At 61.2% G+C, this 17,709-nt stretch carries 20 protein-coding genes; 9 read left to right on the top strand and 11 right to left on the bottom strand.

Annotated features, from left to right (window positions below):
• Window positions 1–188: 188 nt before the first annotated feature.
• From GJ631_RS08735 to GJ631_RS08745, 3 genes are read right to left on the bottom strand one after another with little or no spacing between them, the layout of a single operon-like run.
• Window positions 189–1,202 (bottom strand): nitronate monooxygenase family protein, encoded by a 1,014-nt coding sequence (locus GJ631_RS08735; protein WP_156708786.1) that lies wholly within the window; start codon window positions 1,200–1,202, stop codon window positions 189–191.
• 44 nt (window positions 1,203–1,246) lie between these two features.
• Complete coding sequence (mce, locus tag GJ631_RS08740) at window positions 1,247–1,630, bottom strand: methylmalonyl-CoA epimerase (RefSeq protein WP_156708787.1); 384 nt, start codon at window positions 1,628–1,630, stop codon at window positions 1,247–1,249.
• Between the two features lie 40 nt (window positions 1,631–1,670).
• Window positions 1,671–3,347, bottom strand: coding sequence for a methylmalonyl-CoA mutase (locus GJ631_RS08745; RefSeq protein ID WP_156708788.1), 1,677 nt, complete (start codon window positions 3,345–3,347; stop codon window positions 1,671–1,673).
• 87 nt (window positions 3,348–3,434) lie between these two features.
• Between GJ631_RS08745 and GJ631_RS08750 the strand changes: the two genes are divergently transcribed.
• Together GJ631_RS08750 and GJ631_RS08755 are read left to right on the top strand one after the other, a co-directional pair.
• The gene (locus GJ631_RS08750; RefSeq protein ID WP_156708789.1) at window positions 3,435–3,653 is read left to right on the top strand and encodes an antitoxin VapB family protein; all 219 of its coding nucleotides are present in this window, start codon (window positions 3,435–3,437) and stop codon (window positions 3,651–3,653) included.
• Entirely contained in the window at window positions 3,653–4,063 is a 411-nt protein-coding gene (locus tag GJ631_RS08755) for a type II toxin-antitoxin system VapC family toxin (RefSeq protein WP_197424920.1), read from the top strand. Before GJ631_RS08750 ends, GJ631_RS08755 begins: the two co-directional genes overlap by 1 nt.
• Here GJ631_RS08755 and GJ631_RS08760 read toward each other — a convergent pair.
• Window positions 4,060–4,938: a hypothetical protein gene (locus GJ631_RS08760; protein WP_156708791.1), complete on the bottom strand. Its 879-nt coding sequence runs from the start codon at window positions 4,936–4,938 to the stop codon at window positions 4,060–4,062. The two genes, GJ631_RS08755 and GJ631_RS08760, sit on opposite strands and share 4 nt — an antisense overlap.
• Window positions 4,935–5,492 carry a hypothetical protein gene (locus tag GJ631_RS08765; protein WP_370518609.1) on the bottom strand — a complete coding sequence of 186 codons (558 nt, stop codon included), beginning with the start codon at window positions 5,490–5,492 and terminating at the stop codon, window positions 4,935–4,937. The genes GJ631_RS08760 and GJ631_RS08765 overlap by 4 nt, the downstream gene beginning before the upstream one ends.
• A 654-nt stretch (window positions 5,493–6,146) precedes the next feature.
• Between GJ631_RS08765 and GJ631_RS08770 the strand changes: the two genes are divergently transcribed.
• Window positions 6,147–6,884: a hypothetical protein gene (locus GJ631_RS08770; protein ID WP_156708792.1), complete on the top strand. Its 738-nt coding sequence runs from the start codon at window positions 6,147–6,149 to the stop codon at window positions 6,882–6,884.
• Window positions 6,885–7,043: 159 nt separating this feature from the next.
• Here the strand turns inward: GJ631_RS08770 and GJ631_RS18535 are convergent, their stop codons facing one another.
• Complete coding sequence (locus GJ631_RS18535; protein ID WP_197424921.1) at window positions 7,044–7,289, bottom strand: hypothetical protein; 246 nt, start codon at window positions 7,287–7,289, stop codon at window positions 7,044–7,046.
• Between GJ631_RS18535 and GJ631_RS08775 the strand changes: the two genes are divergently transcribed.
• Window positions 7,257–7,817, top strand: coding sequence for a hypothetical protein (locus GJ631_RS08775; RefSeq protein ID WP_197424922.1), 561 nt, complete (start codon window positions 7,257–7,259; stop codon window positions 7,815–7,817). The two genes, GJ631_RS18535 and GJ631_RS08775, sit on opposite strands and share 33 nt — an antisense overlap.
• A gap of 228 nt (window positions 7,818–8,045) precedes the next feature.
• On the opposite strand, the gene GJ631_RS18540 is transcribed toward GJ631_RS08775, so the two are convergent.
• Window positions 8,046–8,384 carry a hypothetical protein gene (locus tag GJ631_RS18540; protein ID WP_197424923.1) on the bottom strand — a complete coding sequence of 113 codons (339 nt, stop codon included), beginning with the start codon at window positions 8,382–8,384 and terminating at the stop codon, window positions 8,046–8,048.
• 22 nt (window positions 8,385–8,406) lie between these two features.
• Here GJ631_RS18540 and GJ631_RS18545 point away from each other — a divergent pair, with 22 nt between their 5' ends.
• On the top strand, window positions 8,407–8,736 hold the full coding sequence (locus tag GJ631_RS18545; protein ID WP_197424924.1) for a hypothetical protein: 330 nt from the start codon (window positions 8,407–8,409) through the stop codon (window positions 8,734–8,736).
• A 12-nt stretch (window positions 8,737–8,748) separates the two neighbouring features.
• Here GJ631_RS18545 and GJ631_RS08785 read toward each other — a convergent pair whose 3' ends face one another.
• The 3 genes from GJ631_RS08785 to GJ631_RS08795 all read right to left on the bottom strand — a co-directional run bounded on the left by GJ631_RS08785 (window position 8,749) and on the right by GJ631_RS08795 (window position 11,230).
• Entirely contained in the window at window positions 8,749–9,375 is a 627-nt protein-coding gene (locus tag GJ631_RS08785; RefSeq protein ID WP_197424926.1) for a hypothetical protein, read from the bottom strand.
• 243 nt (window positions 9,376–9,618) lie between these two features.
• Window positions 9,619–10,632, bottom strand: a complete 1,014-nt coding sequence (locus GJ631_RS08790; RefSeq protein WP_156708794.1) for a hypothetical protein — start codon at window positions 10,630–10,632, stop codon at window positions 9,619–9,621.
• Between the two features lies 1 nt (window position 10,633).
• On the bottom strand, window positions 10,634–11,230 hold the full coding sequence (locus tag GJ631_RS08795) for a hypothetical protein (RefSeq protein WP_156708795.1): 597 nt from the start codon (window positions 11,228–11,230) through the stop codon (window positions 10,634–10,636).
• Window positions 11,231–11,788: 558 nt separating this feature from the next.
• Here GJ631_RS08795 and GJ631_RS08800 point away from each other — a divergent pair.
• The 3 genes from GJ631_RS08800 to GJ631_RS08810 all read left to right on the top strand — a co-directional run bounded on the left by GJ631_RS08800 (window position 11,789) and on the right by GJ631_RS08810 (window position 14,667).
• The gene (locus GJ631_RS08800; RefSeq protein WP_156708796.1) at window positions 11,789–12,307 is read left to right on the top strand and encodes a hypothetical protein; all 519 of its coding nucleotides are present in this window, start codon (window positions 11,789–11,791) and stop codon (window positions 12,305–12,307) included.
• A gap of 102 nt (window positions 12,308–12,409) precedes the next feature.
• Window positions 12,410–13,540, top strand: coding sequence for a signal peptidase I (locus GJ631_RS08805; RefSeq protein ID WP_197424928.1), 1,131 nt, complete (start codon window positions 12,410–12,412; stop codon window positions 13,538–13,540).
• A 47-nt stretch (window positions 13,541–13,587) separates the two neighbouring features.
• Window positions 13,588–14,667, top strand: a complete 1,080-nt coding sequence (locus tag GJ631_RS08810; protein ID WP_156708797.1) for a DUF5305 domain-containing protein — start codon at window positions 13,588–13,590, stop codon at window positions 14,665–14,667.
• A gap of 1 nt (window position 14,668) precedes the next feature.
• On the opposite strand, the gene GJ631_RS08815 is transcribed toward GJ631_RS08810, so the two are convergent.
• Complete coding sequence (locus tag GJ631_RS08815) at window positions 14,669–15,247, bottom strand: GNAT family N-acetyltransferase (RefSeq protein WP_156708798.1); 579 nt, start codon at window positions 15,245–15,247, stop codon at window positions 14,669–14,671.
• A gap of 118 nt (window positions 15,248–15,365) precedes the next feature.
• Between GJ631_RS08815 and GJ631_RS08820 the strand changes: the two genes are divergently transcribed.
• Window positions 15,366–17,342: an AMP-binding protein gene (locus tag GJ631_RS08820; protein WP_156708799.1), complete on the top strand. Its 1,977-nt coding sequence runs from the start codon at window positions 15,366–15,368 to the stop codon at window positions 17,340–17,342.
• Window positions 17,343–17,709: the final 367 nt, after the last annotated feature.

Raw genomic sequence — 17,709 nt, forward strand, 5'->3', positions numbered from 1 at the left:
ACGCGATGGACCTCGTCCGGGAGTTCTACTAACGACCTTTTTGCACGGCGGGCCTGCGGCCCGCCGGCAAAAACGTCGATGAAAAAGACACGTCGGCTCTCCTTCCAGTCGAGCCTCGGTCCCGCGCCTCCCTTCGGTCGGCGCGGTTGAACCGCTCGCTCACTCCGTTCGCTCGCGGATGCTTGTTTCTACTGGACTACTGCCGATAGCTGGTCGATTCTCGCCTCGGTTTCGGCGACCAACTCCTCGACCACCTCGGCGGCCGGCTGTACCTCGTCGGTGAGGCCGCTGCTCTGTCCGGCGTACAGCGCTAGGGCGTCAAGGTCGCCCTCGACGCCTTCCATCGGGAGGTCGTCGCCGTAGCGCACGATTGGGTGGCCGCCGGGGTATTCGGCGATGGTCTCGCCCTCACCGGGTCGGTCGCCGGGGGTGGGGCGGCCCGCTCGTTCCCACGCTTCCGTGGTGCTGTTGTGGAGAACGCGGTGGGGCATCCCTTTCCATCCGATATCGAACAACTCCGAGTACAGCGTCTCGGTCTCCTCGGCGTCGACGATGCGCTCCCGGTAGTGATTCTCGACGGCGGCCTCTTCGGTAGCGACGAATCGGGTTCCGAGCCACGCACCATCTGCCCCGGCAGCGAGGACGGCGGCGACACCGCGGCCGTCGGCGATGCCGCCCGCCGCGACGACCGGAACGTCGACGGCGTCGGCGACGCGCGGGACGAGCGGCAGCGTCGCCACCTCGCTTTGGACGTGGCCGCCGGCTTCCCAGCCCTGTGCGACGATTACGTCCGCGCCGGCCGCCGCGGCCGTCTCGGCCTCCTCGGCGCTGCCGACGGTGACGAGCACCGACGCGCCTCCGTCGTGGACGCGTTCGATGTACGGTGTCGCATCGCCGAACGAGAAGGAGACGGCTGGCACGCCAGCACCGAGGACCGCATCGAGGTGGTCCTCCGTTGCGACTTCTTTGGCTTCGGGGTCGAGAACGACGTTGACGGCGAAGGGGCGGTCGGTCCGCTCGCGGGTTCGCTCGACGAACTCGGCGGCTCGGTCGGGCGGCCGCCACGTCACCGCCAGTGTCCCGAGGCCGCCCGAATTCGACACCGCGGCGGCCAGTTCGGGTCTGGTCACGCTGCCGATGGGCGCCTGTACGATGGGGTACTCGATTTCGAGGGCGTCACACAGCGGGGTCGAAAGCGCCATATCCGGGAGTAGTCCGGCGGGTGAAAAAGCGTGCTGCCGCCGTGTCAGTGTTCGACGAACTCGACGAGCATGCCGCCGGTCGATTTCGGGTGGAGGAACGCCACTTGATGGCCCCACGCGCCCGGCCGCGGTTCTTCGTCTATCAACTCGACGCCAGCGGATTCTGCGCGTTCGAGGGCGGCGTCGATGTCGTCGGTCTCCAGGGCGATGTGATGTAAACCGGGGCCGTTGTTCTCCAGATACTTCGAGATGGTTCCCTCCTCTTGGGGTTCGAGCAACTCGAAGTAGCCGTTCTCCAGTTCCAGAAAGATGACTCGGAGGTCCCCGAACCGTTCCTCGTGGGCGATGTCACAGCCGAAGATGTCCTCGTAGCGGAAGGCGAGGCTCTCGGCGTTCTCGGTGGCGATGCCGGCGTGGTCGAAGCGCATGCGTTTCCGTCGGTCGCCGAGGGAGAAATAACCTCCCGACTCAGACGCCGGCGCGGTACTCGCCGAAGACGTCCCGCATCGCGTTGCAGATTTCGCCGGTCGTCGCGTAGGCCTTCACCGCGTCGACGATGTAGGGCATGACGTTTTCGTCACCTTCGGCGGCCGCTTTGAGGTCGGCGAGGGCGTCGTCGACGGCGGCCTGGTCGCGGTCGTCGCGAATCGCCTGGACGCGTTCTTTCTGTTGCTGTTGTTCCTCCTCGGAGACCTCCTCGATGTCCTCTTTGGGGTCCTCGTCGACCTGATACTCGTTGACGCCGACGATGATTCGCTCGCCAGTCTCGATTTCGCGTTGGCGCTCGAAAGCGACGTCCTGAATCTCGCCTTGGACCCAGCCGCTCTCGACGGCCTTTCGCATTCCGCCGCGGTCGTCGATGTCGTCGAGGATGTCGAAGGCCTCGTTTTCGAGTTCGTCGGTTAGGCTCTCGACGTAGTAACTGCCCGCGAGCGGGTCGATGGTGTCGGCGGCGCCGGATTCGTGGGCGAGGATTTGCTGGGTCCGCAGGGCGGTGCGGACGGATTTCTCCGTCGGCAGGCTCAGCGCCTCGTCTTTGCCATTGGTGTGGAGGCTCTGGGTCCCGCCGAGAACCGCGGCGAGTGCCTGATAGGCCACGCGGACGACGTTGTTCTCGACTTGCTGGGCGGTCAGCGTCGACCCGGCGGTCTGGGTGTGGAACTTCAGTTGCTTGGAGGCGGGCTTTTCGGCATCGAAGCGTTCCTCCATGATTCGGTACCACATCCGGCGCGCGGCGCGGAACTTCGCGACCTCCTCTAAGATGTTGTTGTGGGCGTTGAAGAAGAAAGAGAGTTGGGGGGCGAACTCGTCGACGTCGAGGCCGGCGTCGATGGCGGCTTCGACGTACTCGACGCCGTCGGCGAGGGTGAAGGCGATTTCTTGGGCGGCGGTCGCGCCCGCCTCGCGGATGTGATAGCCGGAGATGGAGATGGTGTTGAAGTTCGGCACCTCGGCGGCACAGAACTCGAAGATGTCCGTGATGATGCGCATCGAGGGCTCCGGCGGGAAGATGTAGGTGTTCCGAGCGATGTACTCCTTGAGGATGTCGTTCTGGATAGTGCCGCGCAACTCCTCGCGGTCGACGCCCTGTCGGTCGCCAACGGCGATGTACATCGCCAACAGCACCGACGCGGGGGCGTTGATGGTCATCGAGGTCGAAACCTCGTCCAGCGGGATGCCCTCGAAGACGGTCTCCATGTCGTTGAGGGAGTCGATGGCGACGCCGCTTTTGCCGACCTCGCCTTCGGCCATCGCTGAATCCGAGTCGTAGCCCATCTGTGTCGGCAGGTCGAAGGCCATCGAGAGGCCGGTTTGGCCCTCGTCCATCAGGTAGTTGAACCGCTCGTTGGTCTCGCTGGCGGTGCCCATGCCGGCGTACTGCCGCATCGTCCACAGTCGGCCGCGGTGCATCGTCGAGTAGACGCCGCGGGTGTACGGCGACTCGCCGGGGAAGCCGATGTCCTCGTCGTAGTCGAGGTCGGCGATGTCGGCGGGGGTGTAGAGGGGGTCGACCTCCTGGCCGCCGGTGTCGGTCGTGAACTGCTCTTTGCGCTCCCCGAAGCGCTCGACGGTGGGGCCAAAGGTGTCGTCCTTCCAGTCCTCGTGGCCCTCGCGGATGGCTTCGAGGTCGTCGGGGTCGAACATTATTAGAGAAAGGGGTCGCGCGGGGCTTAAGGGTTGGCGGATGGGTGCGACAGCACGCTTTTGCGTATGGGTACCCATACGAAATATATGAGCAAGAACATCTCTATTTCCGACGACGTCTACGAGCGACTTCGACGCGAGAAGGACGGCCGGAGTTTCAGCGAGGTAATCGCCGAGCAGCTCGACGAGGGGGCAACGCTCTCCGATGTCACCGGACAGCAGGTACTGCCTGACGACGCTGCCGAGGGAATCAAGACGGACGTTCGAGAGATGAGCGAGGGGACGCTCGAACGGCTGGAGGAATGATGCTCTGTGACACCAGTGTCCTCGTGGATATCGACCGCGGCGGTATCGACGAGAAAGTCGCACGACTCGACGAGGAGGGCAGACACGCGATCAGTTCGGTGACGGTGACCGAACTGTACCTCGGCGTCGAGAAGGGATACGAGCGCGGAACGGAGGCCTACGAGCAGGCGGTCGTCGGCCTCGAGAGACTGCTCTCTCGGTTCGAGCAGTTCGATGTCACCCGTCCCGTCGGCGTGAATGCGGCCCGAATCGTCGCCGACTTACAGGCTGATGGAGAACGGCTCGATGACCTCCACGACGTGTACATCGCCGCGACCGCTCGGAGCGAAGAACTGCCCGTGCTGACCGCGAACGTGGGGCATTTCGAGCGGATTGACGACGTTCGGGTGGTGGACTGGGAAGGATTCTAATTCGAACAGAGTTCTATCTGTCCGTCCAACTCACAGTCCGCTATCTCGTCGCAGAACTTGGTTTGCGACTTTTCTACTGCATCAGTCGTACGCTGTTCGACATCACACGAATCCGCCTCGAGGAACGTTCGTCGGATGAAGAACGTCGACGAATCGTCTTCGACGAATTCGATAGCGAAAACGCCTGTCGGTCGTCCAGACACTCCATCGAAATCATTGAGTTCGACGCTTTCCCCCTCTCCTGACTGCTCCCCTGTTCTGTAAACTGTCCCGTCCCGCCTATACCACGCACGCAGCGTCTTTCCGTCCAGACTCTCGTCGTACTTGAACTGGCCCCCTCCTGTGAATCTGGGCGCAGTCGTGGCTGCTGTTGGCAGTGAACAGCTGATTTCGAAACGCCGCTGTGCAGAGACACTGAAACCCTCTCCTTCGGCTTCGATTCCGAAGACGACCTCTTCGGTCGCGTTGCCGTTGCAATCTATTTCGACGGTAACAAAAGCATCCTCTCCAGGGGTGAATTCGTCTGGTGGCTTCTCGTTTACTTCGATGGAGTCGAATTCGTCGCCTCGTTCGTCGACCGACAGCGAGAACCCCGTTATTTCTCCTGCAAACTGATTCGTCGCATGAAACAGGTCCTGCTCTTCACCACTGGTCACATTCAGTGTTTCCGGGGGCGTGGCGTTCGGTTCGTCTTCAGTCGGATACGTCCCGTCCTCGTTCGGGTATCGCAACCCAAGAAACGCATACGGGTCCCCAACTACGTCGATATTCACGTCCCGCTCGACCTCCGCCGACGTGAACGCCCCCGACCCCATCACCAGACTCCCGCTCGCCGTAAACGCGCCCATCGAGGCGAGAACGCTGCGGCGCTTCATTCGTCACACACCTCGTATTTCTCGGAGCCGATACGGTTCCGTGCGGCGTCGTAGGTGTGAACCGCGGCAGAAACGGCGAACAGAGCGACGAGAATCACAGAAAGTCCAAGACCTGATAGTTCACCGAAGGGGTACACCCCCACCCACACGGCGGCGACGAGCGCCGCCCCCACCGCCGACAGTCCGAGATAGTACTCGCTCCACGGGATGTCGTTGTGCGGGACGAACTCCAGATACATCTGGACTTCGCGTGCGTCCTCGGTCAACTCCACCTCCCCGCGCATGTGTTCGTACTCGATGATACCGGCGTCGTCGAGCTTCGGCAGGTGATTCTGCCGCAGCGCGGTGTAGACGCGCTTGCGCTCGGCGCTGTCGATTTCGGCCGTCGTGGTGTCGTTTTCCCACGCGGTGACGTGGTCGACGAGCTCGCGCAACTCGACTCGACGGTCGTCCTGTTGTTTGAGATATTGCAGCGCACAGCGGCGCCGGGCGTTACTGAGCACCTCGAAGACCTCGTCGCGCGGCAGCGACGATGCGTTGTCAGAGGGTGACACCGACTCGGAGAGGTGTGGTTCCTTTGAGACTCATGTTCCCCCACCAGAGGACTACATGTTGTCTGACGCGGGTCGCACTAATTAAACCCTACGATGGTTTTGCGGTTTGAGCCGAAATTCGGGTAGCAATTCGGCCGCAGTATGGCGGTTTTGGATGGTTGGTATATAATTGGCCGGTGATTAGGGATGGGTTATTTATAAGAGCATTTTTGACTCTCGAACCACGGCTTCGAACTACTAGCTGTCTCCGAAAATCTATAGTTATCTCTGTGGAATAATATCACTAATTCTCGCGCGCGCTCTGGAAAATCAACGGATAGCGGTCGGTTCTTCTTTCCGAGGGTCGACTATCGGGCGCGGAACCGGTTTTGAGCTACGGCACGCGCGGCGAGATCGCGCCGAATAGCACCCATCTCCCGGTAAAACTGCGATTAATGCTTGGTTAAGCGTCTTTCGGGGACGTTTCAGGATGGGGCTGTGCGCGATTCAGCCCTCTGCTGTCCGTTCGCAGGCCGGGGCTGTGTTCGGTTCTGCCAGTGCATACAGAAGGGGTGTCCTCTCTTTGGGGTGAGTAAGCGCGGAGCCACTGACACCCGGTCGGTCGACGTGAATTGTGGGGGCGTGGGGCCGCGCGAAAACCAAGGTGAAAATACAATGCAACGAAGAAACTTCTTGATTGGAATGGGTTCAATTGCTGCCGGCGGAGCTGCTGTAGTTGGTTCAGGCGCGACAAGTGTCATCCGTGCAGACCGAGGATACAAAGTGGATGTGGCAGGAGATGCAGACGCGTACCTGGGTCTTAATGGAAATACCGACTCACCATTTGTTAATCAGTCTGATGGGACGCTATCGCTTGACTTTGCTTCCGATACTGAAGATGGTGGAGAGGGGGTCAATATCGGTGTGACCGAAGCACGGCCCGCATTTGAACTCATCAACCAAGGCGCCGAAACGATGTACGTTCAAGTGGAGAATCCACTTTCGAACAACGATATAACTACGGATACGACTGGAAACGCAGCTGACGAGGCCACTATCACTGTGCCCGCAGGTGTTGATTTCCAATTTATTGCCACTCCAAGTGGTGATGCTAATAATCTTAGTGGCGGTGAATTTGGCGTGATTGGACGTCAATCAACTCCGTCAACCGGACCCACATTTGGTAGTACAACTGGTCAGAAGTCTATTCGAAAACATCCTGGGGCTACGGGCTACAACTTTATCGAAAACGCTGGCCACGTTGAATTAGACCCGGGACAAAGTGTTGATGTTATTACACGGGTAATCGCTACGGAGCAGGTTAATCCTCCTGAAGTAGATTTCACCGTTGAAGCATTCAGCGATGCACAATGGGCTTCTGGTGATCGCATGGACTTCTACGCTGAAGAATAGACACCAAAAGATATATAAATAGCTCCGAATCTTCAGGAAGCAATTAATCAAATATTCAACTACCATTCCCCTGATAACCGTATATAAATTTAATTTGATATGAATAAATCTCGGAGTACCACTCAAAATCGATACGTACTTTCTTTATTACTTTTTGGATTAATTGGTGGAATCTCGCTTGTAGTTGTCACTGGGGGGGCCGACGTTGTTACTTATGAGGAGACAGACGTTCTTGAGCTTGAACCTGCCGGTAAGGGTATATACACCCAAATAGACGACGAGACCGGCGAAATCCAGATCATCCTCACAGAGGAGAACCCGAACCTGAACGCTGAAGGCGTCAACAACGACGCCGTCACCGATATCGGTCCAGTGTTCACCGTTGAGAACGTCCTTGACCAGCAAACCAATGCGACCGTTTGGATTTCCCACGACAGCAACGCCGTCGAGTTCTACGTTCCGGGCGAGGGAACGGCCGAGAGCCAAGCCGACGGCGTGTTCATGCAGCCGGGCGATTCGGAGACGATAGCGATGCGCATCGACACCCGTGAGACCGACGAAATCACGCTCGGCTCCATCAACGTGATGGCGGTCCTCGACCCCGAAGTCGAGACCGAGGCCGACGCCGGGTCGTTCGAATCTCTCGGGTATGGCGGATCGGCTGACACCGAAACCCCTGAAACGAAGACGCCCTCGGGAGGGGATACCGAAACGGAGACCCCATCGGCAACGGCCACCGCAACCGAGAGCGGAGGCTCGGAAGCCAGAACCGGGACGTCGACACCGACGGCCGCACCCACGCCGACGCCCACCGACGACCCGACCGGAGAGCAAGCAGGCCTCGACCCATCGTCGCTACTGGGGCTCCTCGGCGCGCTCGCGGGGCTGCTGCTTCTGTTCGCTCTCGCTCGGCGCCGCCGAAGCGGAGAATAATTCCCGGCGTTTCAGTTCTCGATACCGGCCGTTCTTTTTACCGTATCGAAAGCGAATAGAGGCGTAATGAGCGATGAGACGGCGACGTCGTTTTTCGGAATTCTCCGAAAGAGCGTCCGTGCTAGCGACCTTGCACTCCTGTTTTCGGTCCCGCTCGTCCTCGTCGCCGTCTTCTCGCTCCCGCGTGCGACCCGCGAATCGCTGACCTTCGCCTACACCGACCCCTCGCTACTCACCGCCTACACCTCGGCGTTCGTCCACCTCGATTCGACCCACCTGCTGGTCAACGTCGGCGGCTACCTGCTCGTCGCGCCGCTGGCGTACCTGCTGAGCGCCCTGAGCGGCCACCGGCGGCGGTTCTTCGTCGCCCTCGCCGTCTTCCTCGCGGCCTTCCCGGTCGCGCTGTCGTATCTGAACCTCGCCGTCATTCGGCCGAGCGTAGGCTACGGCTTCTCGGGGGTGCTGTTGGCGTTCGTCGGCTACCTGCCCATCGCGCTCGCCGATTACCTCGACGCGCAGTTCGATATCGGCTCGCGTCGGTCGCTCGCTCCCGCGTTCTTTTTTCATCGGGTTGGCGCTGTCGGCGCTGTTGAGCGTTCGGTCGCCGGTGACCTACGGGCTGGCGGCGGCGTCGGTGCTGTCGGCGCTGCTGTACGCCTTGCCGGCTTTCGAGCACCCGGGCCGACTCCGCTCGAACGTTCGGGCGGCCGCGGGGATGGCCGGCCACTTCGAGCTGTTCGCCGCCGGACTGCTCGCGTTCCTCGCGTTCGTCTTCGTCGCCTTCCCCGTGGACCCGACGGCCGGCGGGAGCGTCGTCAACCTCTATGCGCACCTGCTCGGCTACGCCTTGGCGTTCGTCGCGACGTACGTCAGCGTCGAAGTCGGGCTTCGACTCCCCGGGTCGGAGGCGTGGGTGTGACCGGACGGACTGCTACCCCAGCGTCTCGATTTCGTACTCGCCGGTCCCAAGCCGGCGTTGTCTCGATTGGTAGGTGTGAGTCGCTGCAGTGACGGTGAAGACGGTTGCAACACCCAAAGCGAGCCACCACGCCGAGAGGAGCCCGAACGGGTAGATACCAGTCCACGCAACGGTGATGAGCGAGATTGCGACAGCCGACTGACCGAGATACAGCTCGCTCCACGGAATGTCGTTTCCGGGGACGTACTCAAGATACAGTTGCACCTCGCGGGCACAGTCGGTCAACTCTACTTCCCCGCGCACGTGTTCATACTTAATGATGCCTGCCTTCTCCATCTTCGGGAGGTGTGTCTGTCGAATCGCGGCGTAGACGCTCTTGCGTTTGTCGCCATCCAGTTTATCGATAGGCGTGTCCGTCTCCCACGCGGCGACGTAATCGACGAGTTCTCCAAGGTCAACGCGCCGGTCGTCATGCTTTTTCAGGTAATGAACGATACACCGTCGTCGGTCGTTGCTGAGGATCTCGAAGATGTCGTCGCACGCCAACTCGCGACCCCCACTGGCTGTACCGATGTGCCCCACTCTTGGTAGTTTGTCGTACATCGTTCCCCTCCCCACAACCGTGTGGATGTGTAACACGGGGGTATTCGAACAAGTAGGTTTTGATAGTTCTAGAGACAGGTGATAAAATACCAGAGATGTCCGGTGTTTCCTCCCTATACTATTAGATGTTCTTGATGTTAGTAATCGCCGATTACCAACACGGAGCGAGAAACTGAGATGGTGAATCGCCTTTGTTTATAAACCACACGGCGTGTCGCCGGTCGCCCGCGGACCACCCCTACTTGCCACGCGTTTCGAGTTCGTCGCCCTCGGCGTCGGTTAGCTACCCACTTTCTCTCCGTCGTCGAAGCTCGACCCACCGAAATCGAACTTCACGCCGACGATGCCGTCGGGGCATGGCGATTGAGGAGTTTGTTCGGGCTGTGAGTCCGTCCCGAAGGCGTCGACGATTCCACTGAGAGAATCACCAACCGGGTGGTTTTGGATTCCCGGCCCTGATGCACTGCTGTCTCCAGTACTCGACCCGGCTTTCGTGACGACCACCTCGACCGACCCGCTGCTCTCCCAGTGCACTGCGGTGGGTTCGCTGCCGTTCCATTTCGCAACGGAGACGTTTAGGTCCGCATCGAGCGACACGCCACAGAGTGCGAGGAAACTGATTCCTTTCTCTGGGTCGTCGGTCGCGTGCTTGCAGTCCTCCGGGACGCTTCGGTTGAGCGTCGCAGTAATCGGCTTCGTCACGTTAATCGTAATCGGGTCACCGGCTTCGAACGATCCCTCGAAGGTGGCGTCGTCCGTCCTACCCGGTGAAGTCGGGCCGACATCCTTCGTGGTGCCATCGACCGTGACCGTCCCCTCCAGTGGCCGAGCGAATCGGTTGGTGACCGTCACCGTGAGCTCGGCGCGCGTCGACACGCTCGGAGAACTGTCGACTGTAATTCCTTTTGAGCCGATATCGACACCGACGAGATCGTTGTCGCTTTCAGCTGACTCGTTCGCAAAGACATTGGCGTCGACGAGGTCGTTGTCGCTGCCGGCCGAACTCTCCGAGAAGATGTCCGCATCCACGCCGTCGTCGTCGTTCCCTGCGGATTCGTTGCCTCCCAGGTCGGCGTCGACGAGGTGATTATCCGGTCCTCTATCGTGTGGACCGTGCCGCACTGTCTTCTCCTCACAGGACACCTCAAAGCCGACGAGCGCAGACTCGTCGTCGGCAACCGATAGTGCAGTCGTCCGGTCGGCGTTGGCGGCCGTGAAACTCCCGGTTCCGGACGCGAGCAACACGACCGACGTGGCGACCGCGAGGACGCCGAGGACTTTGAGAGTGTTCATATTAGCTTCTCAATTCCGGTGGATTCGGTGATTTGCCGAGTTTCATGCGCCGAGTGATGTAGGCGTGTGCGAGCGCCGAGACGGCGAAAGCGGTGACACAAAACACCGCCCAGCCGATATCCGGAAACAGTCCGAACGGGACGATATCCAGCGCCGCCGCCGACAGCAACGCGGCGGCGACAGCGGAGAGACCGAGGTAGTAGTCACTCCACGGGAAGTTCCACCCGGAGATGACCTCGGTGTATATGTCGATATCCGAGAGCGCTTCGGCCGGCTTGACGACGCCGTCCCGTCGCTCGAACTCCACGATTCCCACCCGGTCCATCTTCGGCAGATGCTCCTGTTGGAGCGCGGTGTAGGTCCGCTTTCGCTGGGCGGACGTTACGTTCCGAACTGTAGTGTCACACTCCCAGGCGGCGAGCTGTTCGGCGAGCGTCCCCAGTTCGACGGGTTCCTCGTGAAACTGGAGGTAGTGAACCGCGTATCTGCGCCGCGAGTTCGACAGAATTTCGTAGATCTCGTCGCGTGTCGGTTCCCCTGACTCGACAGTGGGGCCGCCCGAGTCGTCCCCGTGCCCCCGTGATGTTGTGGCTGACATAGATCCCCTATTGCCCACCACGTGAGACAATACCACGGAATAAAGTATTGAGGTCCCTGTGTTTCGATAATCGACTGTTGTGCCGGCGGAAATCACCGTCAGACGCGTGGCTGACTGTTCGGTCAACGGTCTCACACTCGAACCGGAGTAACATCTCGTTTGTAACCTTCAGAACGACTCTGAACGGCGTTCAGACGACTCAATACAATGCCCCTACATCTCCTTGGGCCGTGTAAGCGCACCTCATGTGGGGGGGCGTGACAACCAAGGTGAGACCAACTATGGTGAAACGACGCAAGATGTTGATCGGAATGGGATCGCTCGCCGCTGGCTCGGCGGCAGCAGTAGGAAGTGGTGCGTTTACGTCGGCGCTGATAACGCGTGACGCGGACGTTACTGTGGCTAACGACAAGAGCGCATACATCCAACTGGAAAAGGGGGGGTGCTCGAGGCGTTGGTGATAAAGTCGGTCACGAGAATGGTGAACTCTACATTGACCTCGGAAGGAATGCCAGTGGTTCGGGTGTCAACGACGATGCTCGATACCAGCTTGGCGCAATGAACGATAGTGCGACGGGTGATGGCATTAGCTTCGAGAGTCTCTACGACAGTGACTCAGCCCCGGCGGCAGCCGGATCGGGGGCTCCATGGGTTCCTGGCAACAACGGAGGTACGGACCAGTCAGCCTTCGTCGTTAGAAACCGAAGCGGTCAGGTTCTCGACATTCGAATCGGTCTGAACACCTCTACCGCGAACACGAATGCAACAGTGTACCTGCAAGGCGCAGCCACGAAAATTGACGGTGCTTCACAGGGAGACCCAAGCACGGTTGACGGCGCGGAAGCCGTTCGTACGAGCGTACTTGATTTGGACGACCCTACTCAAGGGCAAAATAATGCAGTGGAAGCGCTAAGCTTCAACAACGACAACGACCCGGATGAAGCAATTCCGCCGGGGGAATCGGTGTACGTGTCGCTTCAGGTCGATACGAGAAGTGGAGAGACGAGTGATGGAACTAGTCTAAGTGAAGAATTAGTCGTCGGTGCGAATGAGGCTGCCGAACCCGGCATCGAATAAATCGAACGCACGGGAATCCGTCTGCTGACGACTTTTTTCGAACGACTACCCCACCAGTCCCGGTGAAACGCTTTTCCCAATCGCCGCCGAGAGAAACAGTACGTGTCGCTTCGAGGCTACGCCACCCGGGGGGTGGAACTACTGTTAGTGTTGGCGTTGGTCGCGCTCATCGCGGGGGCCGCGCTCGGCCAGCCCGTGCTGTTGGGGTTCGTCGAGACGGGAAGCATGGAGCCGACGCTGGAACCCGGCGACGGCTTCGTCGCGATTCCCTCACCCGTCGCCGGCGACATTGAGGAGGGCGACGTTATCGTCTTCGAAGCTCAGAACCTCCAAGGTGGCGGGCTGACGACCCACCGGGTCGTCGGCGAGACCGAATCGGGGTACATCACCCGCGGTGACGCAAATCCCTTCACCGACCAGGACGGCCAAGAGCCGCCGGTCACGGAGGGCCAAATCGTCGCGACAGCGTGGCAAGTGAACGGCGAGGTCGTCGTCATTCCGGGATTGGGTCTCCTGACCGAGGCAGCCCGCGGGATGCTCGATTCCGTCCAGCGAACGCTGGCACAGACGTTCGGGACGCGGGCGTTCCTCGGCACGCAGGGGCTGGCGCTCCTCATCGCCGGCGGTGGGTTGGCAGTGCTTCTCTTCGGGTTCCTCTTCGACGACGAGCGACGACAGCGCGTCGTCAAGCGAACCCGGCGCCGGAAGGGCATCTACGACCCCCGCAGACTCGTGCTCGCGATGGCGCTGTTCGTCGCCTTGGTCAGCGGCGGGACGATGGTCGCGATGTCGAACACCCAGGAGTACGGCATGGTGAGCGCGTCGTTCGACTCGGAGAACCCGACGACGGTGCCGACGAACGAGACCTCGAACCTGACGTACCCGGCGCTCAACGGCGGCCAGCTACCCGTCTATGCCTTCTATGCACCCGCGAGCAGCAACGTCGACGTAGAGCCGACGTCGATACGGATGGACCGCGGCGAGTCGCGAAACGTCACGGTCACCTTACAGGCGCCGCCGGAGACCGGCTACTACCCCCAATACGTCGCCGAACACCGATACTTCGCCGTGTTGCCCTTCGGCGTCGTCGCGGGGCTGTACGCGGTCCATCCGTGGCTGCCGACGCTCGTCACGAGCCTGCTGATGGGTGGGGCGTTTCTGCTCGTCGGGTTCCTCCTACTCGGTGCCTCGCCGGTTCGGACCCGCTCGCGCTCTCGAAGCTCGTGGTTCTGACGGGCGTGGCAACCCTTTTATTGTGGCCTCGCGTTTGCCGGGACGAAATGTGGGGGAAACGGGCGAAGGTGGTGGTCGCCGACTACGCGGTGGTTATCGCGGCGGCGCTCGTCGTCGTGTTACTCGTCGGCGGGGCACTGACCTACACGACCAACGTCGAACCGGGGACGGAGACCGAACAGCGGACCGTAAGCGAGTGGCGCTCCGTCGGCGGCTACACCCACTCTTCGACGATTCAGACCGAAAACAGGGTGTTCGACGTCGGCGAGACGTTGGAGGACCGCTCGCTGTACTACACGCAACTCGGGCCGGAACTCGACGGGCAGTTCAGATACGGCTTCGAGGCACCGAGTGGGGAACTGACCGTCGAGAGTACCACGACGCTCGTCATCCGGTCGGTGTCCGAGGGTGAGGAGGGCGACACCGAGGAACTGTGGCGCATCGAGGAACCGCTCGGAACGACCTCCGAAACGGTCGCACCCGGAGAGCTGGCGACGACGACGTTCACCATCAACGTGACCGAAGTGCTCGCCGAAATCGAAGGCGTTCGTGAAGACCTCGGCGCCTCGCCCGGCGAGACCTCGGTCAGCGTCGTCTCGGCTGTCGAAGCCACCGGCAGCGCCGCGGGCGGCGACGCAACCGACGAAGCCACCTACACGCTCACGCTCGACCCCGGTTCGGATACCTACAGCGTGAGCGGACCCTCCGGGGAGACCGAATCTCATCCACGTACCGAGACAGTGACGGTCGAACGGAGCTACGGCCCGGTCCGGAGCGCGCTCGGGCCGCTGCTCGTCGTCCTCTCGCTCGTGGGACTCGCCGGTATCGCGGCCGGCCGATATCGCGGGGCGTTCGAGGTGACCGACGCCGAACGCCGAACCCTGTCGTTTGCCGCCCAGCGCGAGGAGTTCGACCAGTGGATCTCCCGGGGTTCGGTGTCGACCGCTGCCGACGACAAACCGCGCGTCCGCATCGACGCCCTCGAGGACCTCGTCGACATCGCCATCGATACCGACGCACGCGTCATCGAGGACGTGGGCAAACACCGGTACTACGTTCTCGGGGAGTCGCTGTGTTACGAGTTCGAACCGCCGACAGAGGTCGACCTCCGCAGTCTGTCGAAGTGAGTCAGCTAGTGTCGTACTTGTAGGTCGCTTCGTCGGGGTCGATCCCGAAGTCCTCGGCGGATTCCTCGGGTTCGGGCTCGGGTTGGGCCTCGGCTGCGACCTTGAACCGCTCGCGGAGGCGCTCGGGCATTCGGAACCGCTCGGTGTCGATGCGCATGGGGACGGCTTCGGGGTCCAGCGACTCCCGCTTGGATTCGAGTCGCTCCTGCAACACTTCCGGAAGGTCCTCCGAGGCGACGCCTTCGAAGCCGAACTGGGTGAGGTAGTCGTGGGAACTCGTCAGCGAGTAGACGTGGTCGAACCCTTCGGCTTCGGCGCTGTCGACGAGGCGTTCGACGACGTGGGCGCCGACGCCCTGTCGTTCCCAGCCGTCGAGGACGCCGATGGAGGTGAGTTCACACACCTCGCCGTCGTCGCCGCTGTGGACTCGAATCCGGCCGAACCCCGCTCGGGTGTTCGACTCCTCGTCGACGGCGATGACGTAGTCCCGCGACCGGAAGGCGGTTTCGTCCAGGCCCATCGCCTCGATGTGGTCTAACAGCCAGGCCTCATCGCGGTTTCGTGCGTCCCGGACGTACATAGCGTTGCGTTGGAGCGGCCGACGCAAAACCGTTCCCCCTCCTCGGACAACATGAAATTCATTTTTTGTTTTTTCAAGGAAGAAAACTACTTGACGGCGGGTGCGAACACATCACAGTATGGAGTCTCTCGAGGAGTTCGACGAAATCGTACACGAGCCCGACGACGCGTTCGTCGAGTCGACCAACGTGTACGCGTTCATGCAGGAGTACGGCATCGACGACTACGAGGAACTGATAGAACGCACCACGAGCGACGTGGAGTGGTTCTGGGACGAATTGCCCGATTATCTCGACATCGAGTGGTACGAGGAGTACGATAGCGTCCGTGACGACTCGGAGGGGCCGCAGTTCACCGACTGGTACCCCGGCGGGAAACTGAACGTCGCCCACAACACCGTCGACCGCTATGCGGCGGCCGATTCCGAGCGCCGGAACAAGGTCGCCTGCATCTGGGAGGGCGAGGACGGCGACGTTCGGAACTTCACGTATCACGAACTCTCCCGAACGTCGAATCAGGTCGCCAACTACCTCGAATCCGTCGGCGTCGAGAAAGGCGATACCGTCGCGCTGTACATGCCGATGGTGCCGGAGGTCATCTCCATCCTGTACGGCTGTTTCAAGGTCGGCGCCATCGCCGTTCCCATCTTCTCGGGCTTCGGCGTCGAGGCCACAGCGACCCGCATCGAGGACCCCGAAGCCGACGTACTGTTCACTGCCGACGGCTTCTACCGACGGGGGTCGGAGATACCGCTGAAAGCGCCCGCCGACGAAGCCATCGAGGAGGCCGACCACGACGTGACCGACGTGGTCGTCTACCGGCGCTTCCCAGACAGCGACCCCGAGATGACCGAGGGCCGAGACGTCTACTGGAGCGAGTCGGTCGCAAAACAGGATGACGACTACGAGACGGCGGAACTCGACGCCAGCGACGAGTCGATGCTGCTGTACTCCTCGGGGACGACGGGCAAGCCGAAGGGCATCGTCCACACCCACGCCGGCGCCCAACTGCAGGCCGCAAAGGAAGTGTACTTCGGGTTCGACTTGAAGCCTTCAGACCGGTTCTTCTGGGTGTCCGACATCGGGTGGATGATGGGGCCGTGGACGCTCATCGGCACCCACACCTTCGGCGGGACGATGGTGATGTACGAGGGCGCCCCGGACCACCCACAACCCGACCGGTTCTGGGAGATGATAGACCGCCACGACATCACCCAGTTCGGCATCTCGCCGACCGCCATCCGGGCGCTTCGCAAGCAGGGCGACGAGTGGGTCGAAGGCCACGACCTCTCCTCGCTCCGACTGTTGGGGTCGACGGGGGAACCGTGGGACCCCGAATCGTGGCTGTGGTTCTACGAGGAAATCGGCGGCAGCGAGGCGCCCATCATCAACATCTCGGGTGGGACCGAGATTTTCGGCTGTTTCCTGATGCCGATGCCCATCAACTCGCTGAAGCCGTGTACGCTCGGCGGGCCCGGACTCGGGATGGACATCGACATCGTCGACGAGGCCGGCGAGTCCATCGCCGAGGACCACGAGCGCGGCTATCTCGTCGCGCGGGACTCCTGTCCGTCGATGACGAAGTCGCTGTGGCAGGGTGACGACCGCTATCTCCACGAGTACTGGTCGAGTTTCCAGGACCCGCCGATGTGGGACCACGGCGACTGGGCTCAGAAGGACGAGGACGGCTTCTGGTTCCTGCACGGTCGGGCCGACGACGCGCTCAACGTCGCCGGCCGGAAGGTCGGCCCCGCCGAAATCGAGGGCGCGCTCATCGAACACGAGGCTGTCAATCAGGCCGCTGCCGTCGGCGTTCCCGACGACACCACCGGCACCGCCGTCGTCACCTACGTCGTCCTCGAGCCGGGCTACGAGGAGTCGGAGGACCTCAAAGAGGAACTCCGCGCGAAGGTCGGCGAGGAACACGGCAAACCGTTCCGGCCGCGGGAGGTGCTGTTCGTCGACGAGTTCCCCAAAACTCAGTCCGGGAAAATCATCCGCCGAGCGATTCAGGCCACCTACACCGGCGAGGACCTAGGTGACATGTCCTCCATCGAGAACCCCGAAGCGATGGACGAACTGGAGAACGCACGGTAGCGGTATCGGCGCTCGAAAAAATACTCGGTCGTGTGTTTCGCTCGGTCCGTCGGTTGCTCGGTTCGTTTTTCGATTCGTTCGGTTCGCGTCGGTTTCGCTACGGTCCTCGGGACAGGGTCCGGACCCTCGGTGCTCGGTTCAAACGTGGGTTGTGAATCGATTCGATGCAGTGCGTCGGCCCTCTTGGGTCGGGAGTTTTCGAGTCGATACCACTACAGCAGTCGTTCGATGGCGATTCGTCCGGTCGATTGCTGGTGTGTTTCCCCGTAGACTGGTCACCACCTCTTACACTGTGGTATGTGTTGACGTACCAAAAGGCTTGTGCCCAAAATCGACTCCCGCTCGAATACCCGAATCCGGCCTCGAA

Source organism: Natronomonas sp. CBA1123 (assembly GCF_009741925.1).
GTDB lineage: Archaea > Halobacteriota > Halobacteria > Halobacteriales > Haloarculaceae > Natronomonas.

Bases quoted from the DNA above. Each gene is read 5' to 3' on its own strand.
- GJ631_RS08755 (WP_197424920.1), top strand. From the start codon at position 3,653: ATGCTCTGTGACACCAGTGTCCTCGTGGATATCGACCGCGGCGGTATC.
- GJ631_RS08770 (WP_156708792.1), top strand. From the start codon at position 6,147: ATGCAACGAAGAAACTTCTTGATTGGAATGGGTTCAATTGCTGCCGGC.
- GJ631_RS08800 (WP_156708796.1), top strand. From the start codon at position 11,789: ATGAACGATAGTGCGACGGGTGATGGCATTAGCTTCGAGAGTCTCTAC.
- GJ631_RS08745 (WP_156708788.1), bottom strand. From the start codon at position 3,347: ATGTTCGACCCCGACGACCTCGAAGCCATCCGCGAGGGCCACGAGGAC.
- GJ631_RS08795 (WP_156708795.1), bottom strand. From the start codon at position 11,230: ATGTCAGCCACAACATCACGGGGGCACGGGGACGACTCGGGCGGCCCC.
- GJ631_RS08815 (WP_156708798.1), bottom strand. From the start codon at position 15,247: ATGTACGTCCGGGACGCACGAAACCGCGATGAGGCCTGGCTGTTAGAC.
- GJ631_RS08820 (WP_156708799.1), top strand. From the start codon at position 15,366: ATGGAGTCTCTCGAGGAGTTCGACGAAATCGTACACGAGCCCGACGAC.
- GJ631_RS08810 (WP_156708797.1), top strand. From the start codon at position 13,588: ATGTGGGGGAAACGGGCGAAGGTGGTGGTCGCCGACTACGCGGTGGTT.
- mce (WP_156708787.1), bottom strand. From the start codon at position 1,630: ATGCGCTTCGACCACGCCGGCATCGCCACCGAGAACGCCGAGAGCCTC.
- GJ631_RS08735 (WP_156708786.1), bottom strand. From the start codon at position 1,202: ATGGCGCTTTCGACCCCGCTGTGTGACGCCCTCGAAATCGAGTACCCC.
- GJ631_RS08760 (WP_156708791.1), bottom strand. From the start codon at position 4,938: ATGAAGCGCCGCAGCGTTCTCGCCTCGATGGGCGCGTTTACGGCGAGC.
- GJ631_RS08790 (WP_156708794.1), bottom strand. From the start codon at position 10,632: ATGAACACTCTCAAAGTCCTCGGCGTCCTCGCGGTCGCCACGTCGGTC.
- GJ631_RS18540 (WP_197424923.1), bottom strand. From the start codon at position 8,384: ATGAAAAAAGAACGCGGGAGCGAGCGACCGACGCGAGCCGATATCGAA.
- GJ631_RS08750 (WP_156708789.1), top strand. From the start codon at position 3,435: ATGAGCAAGAACATCTCTATTTCCGACGACGTCTACGAGCGACTTCGA.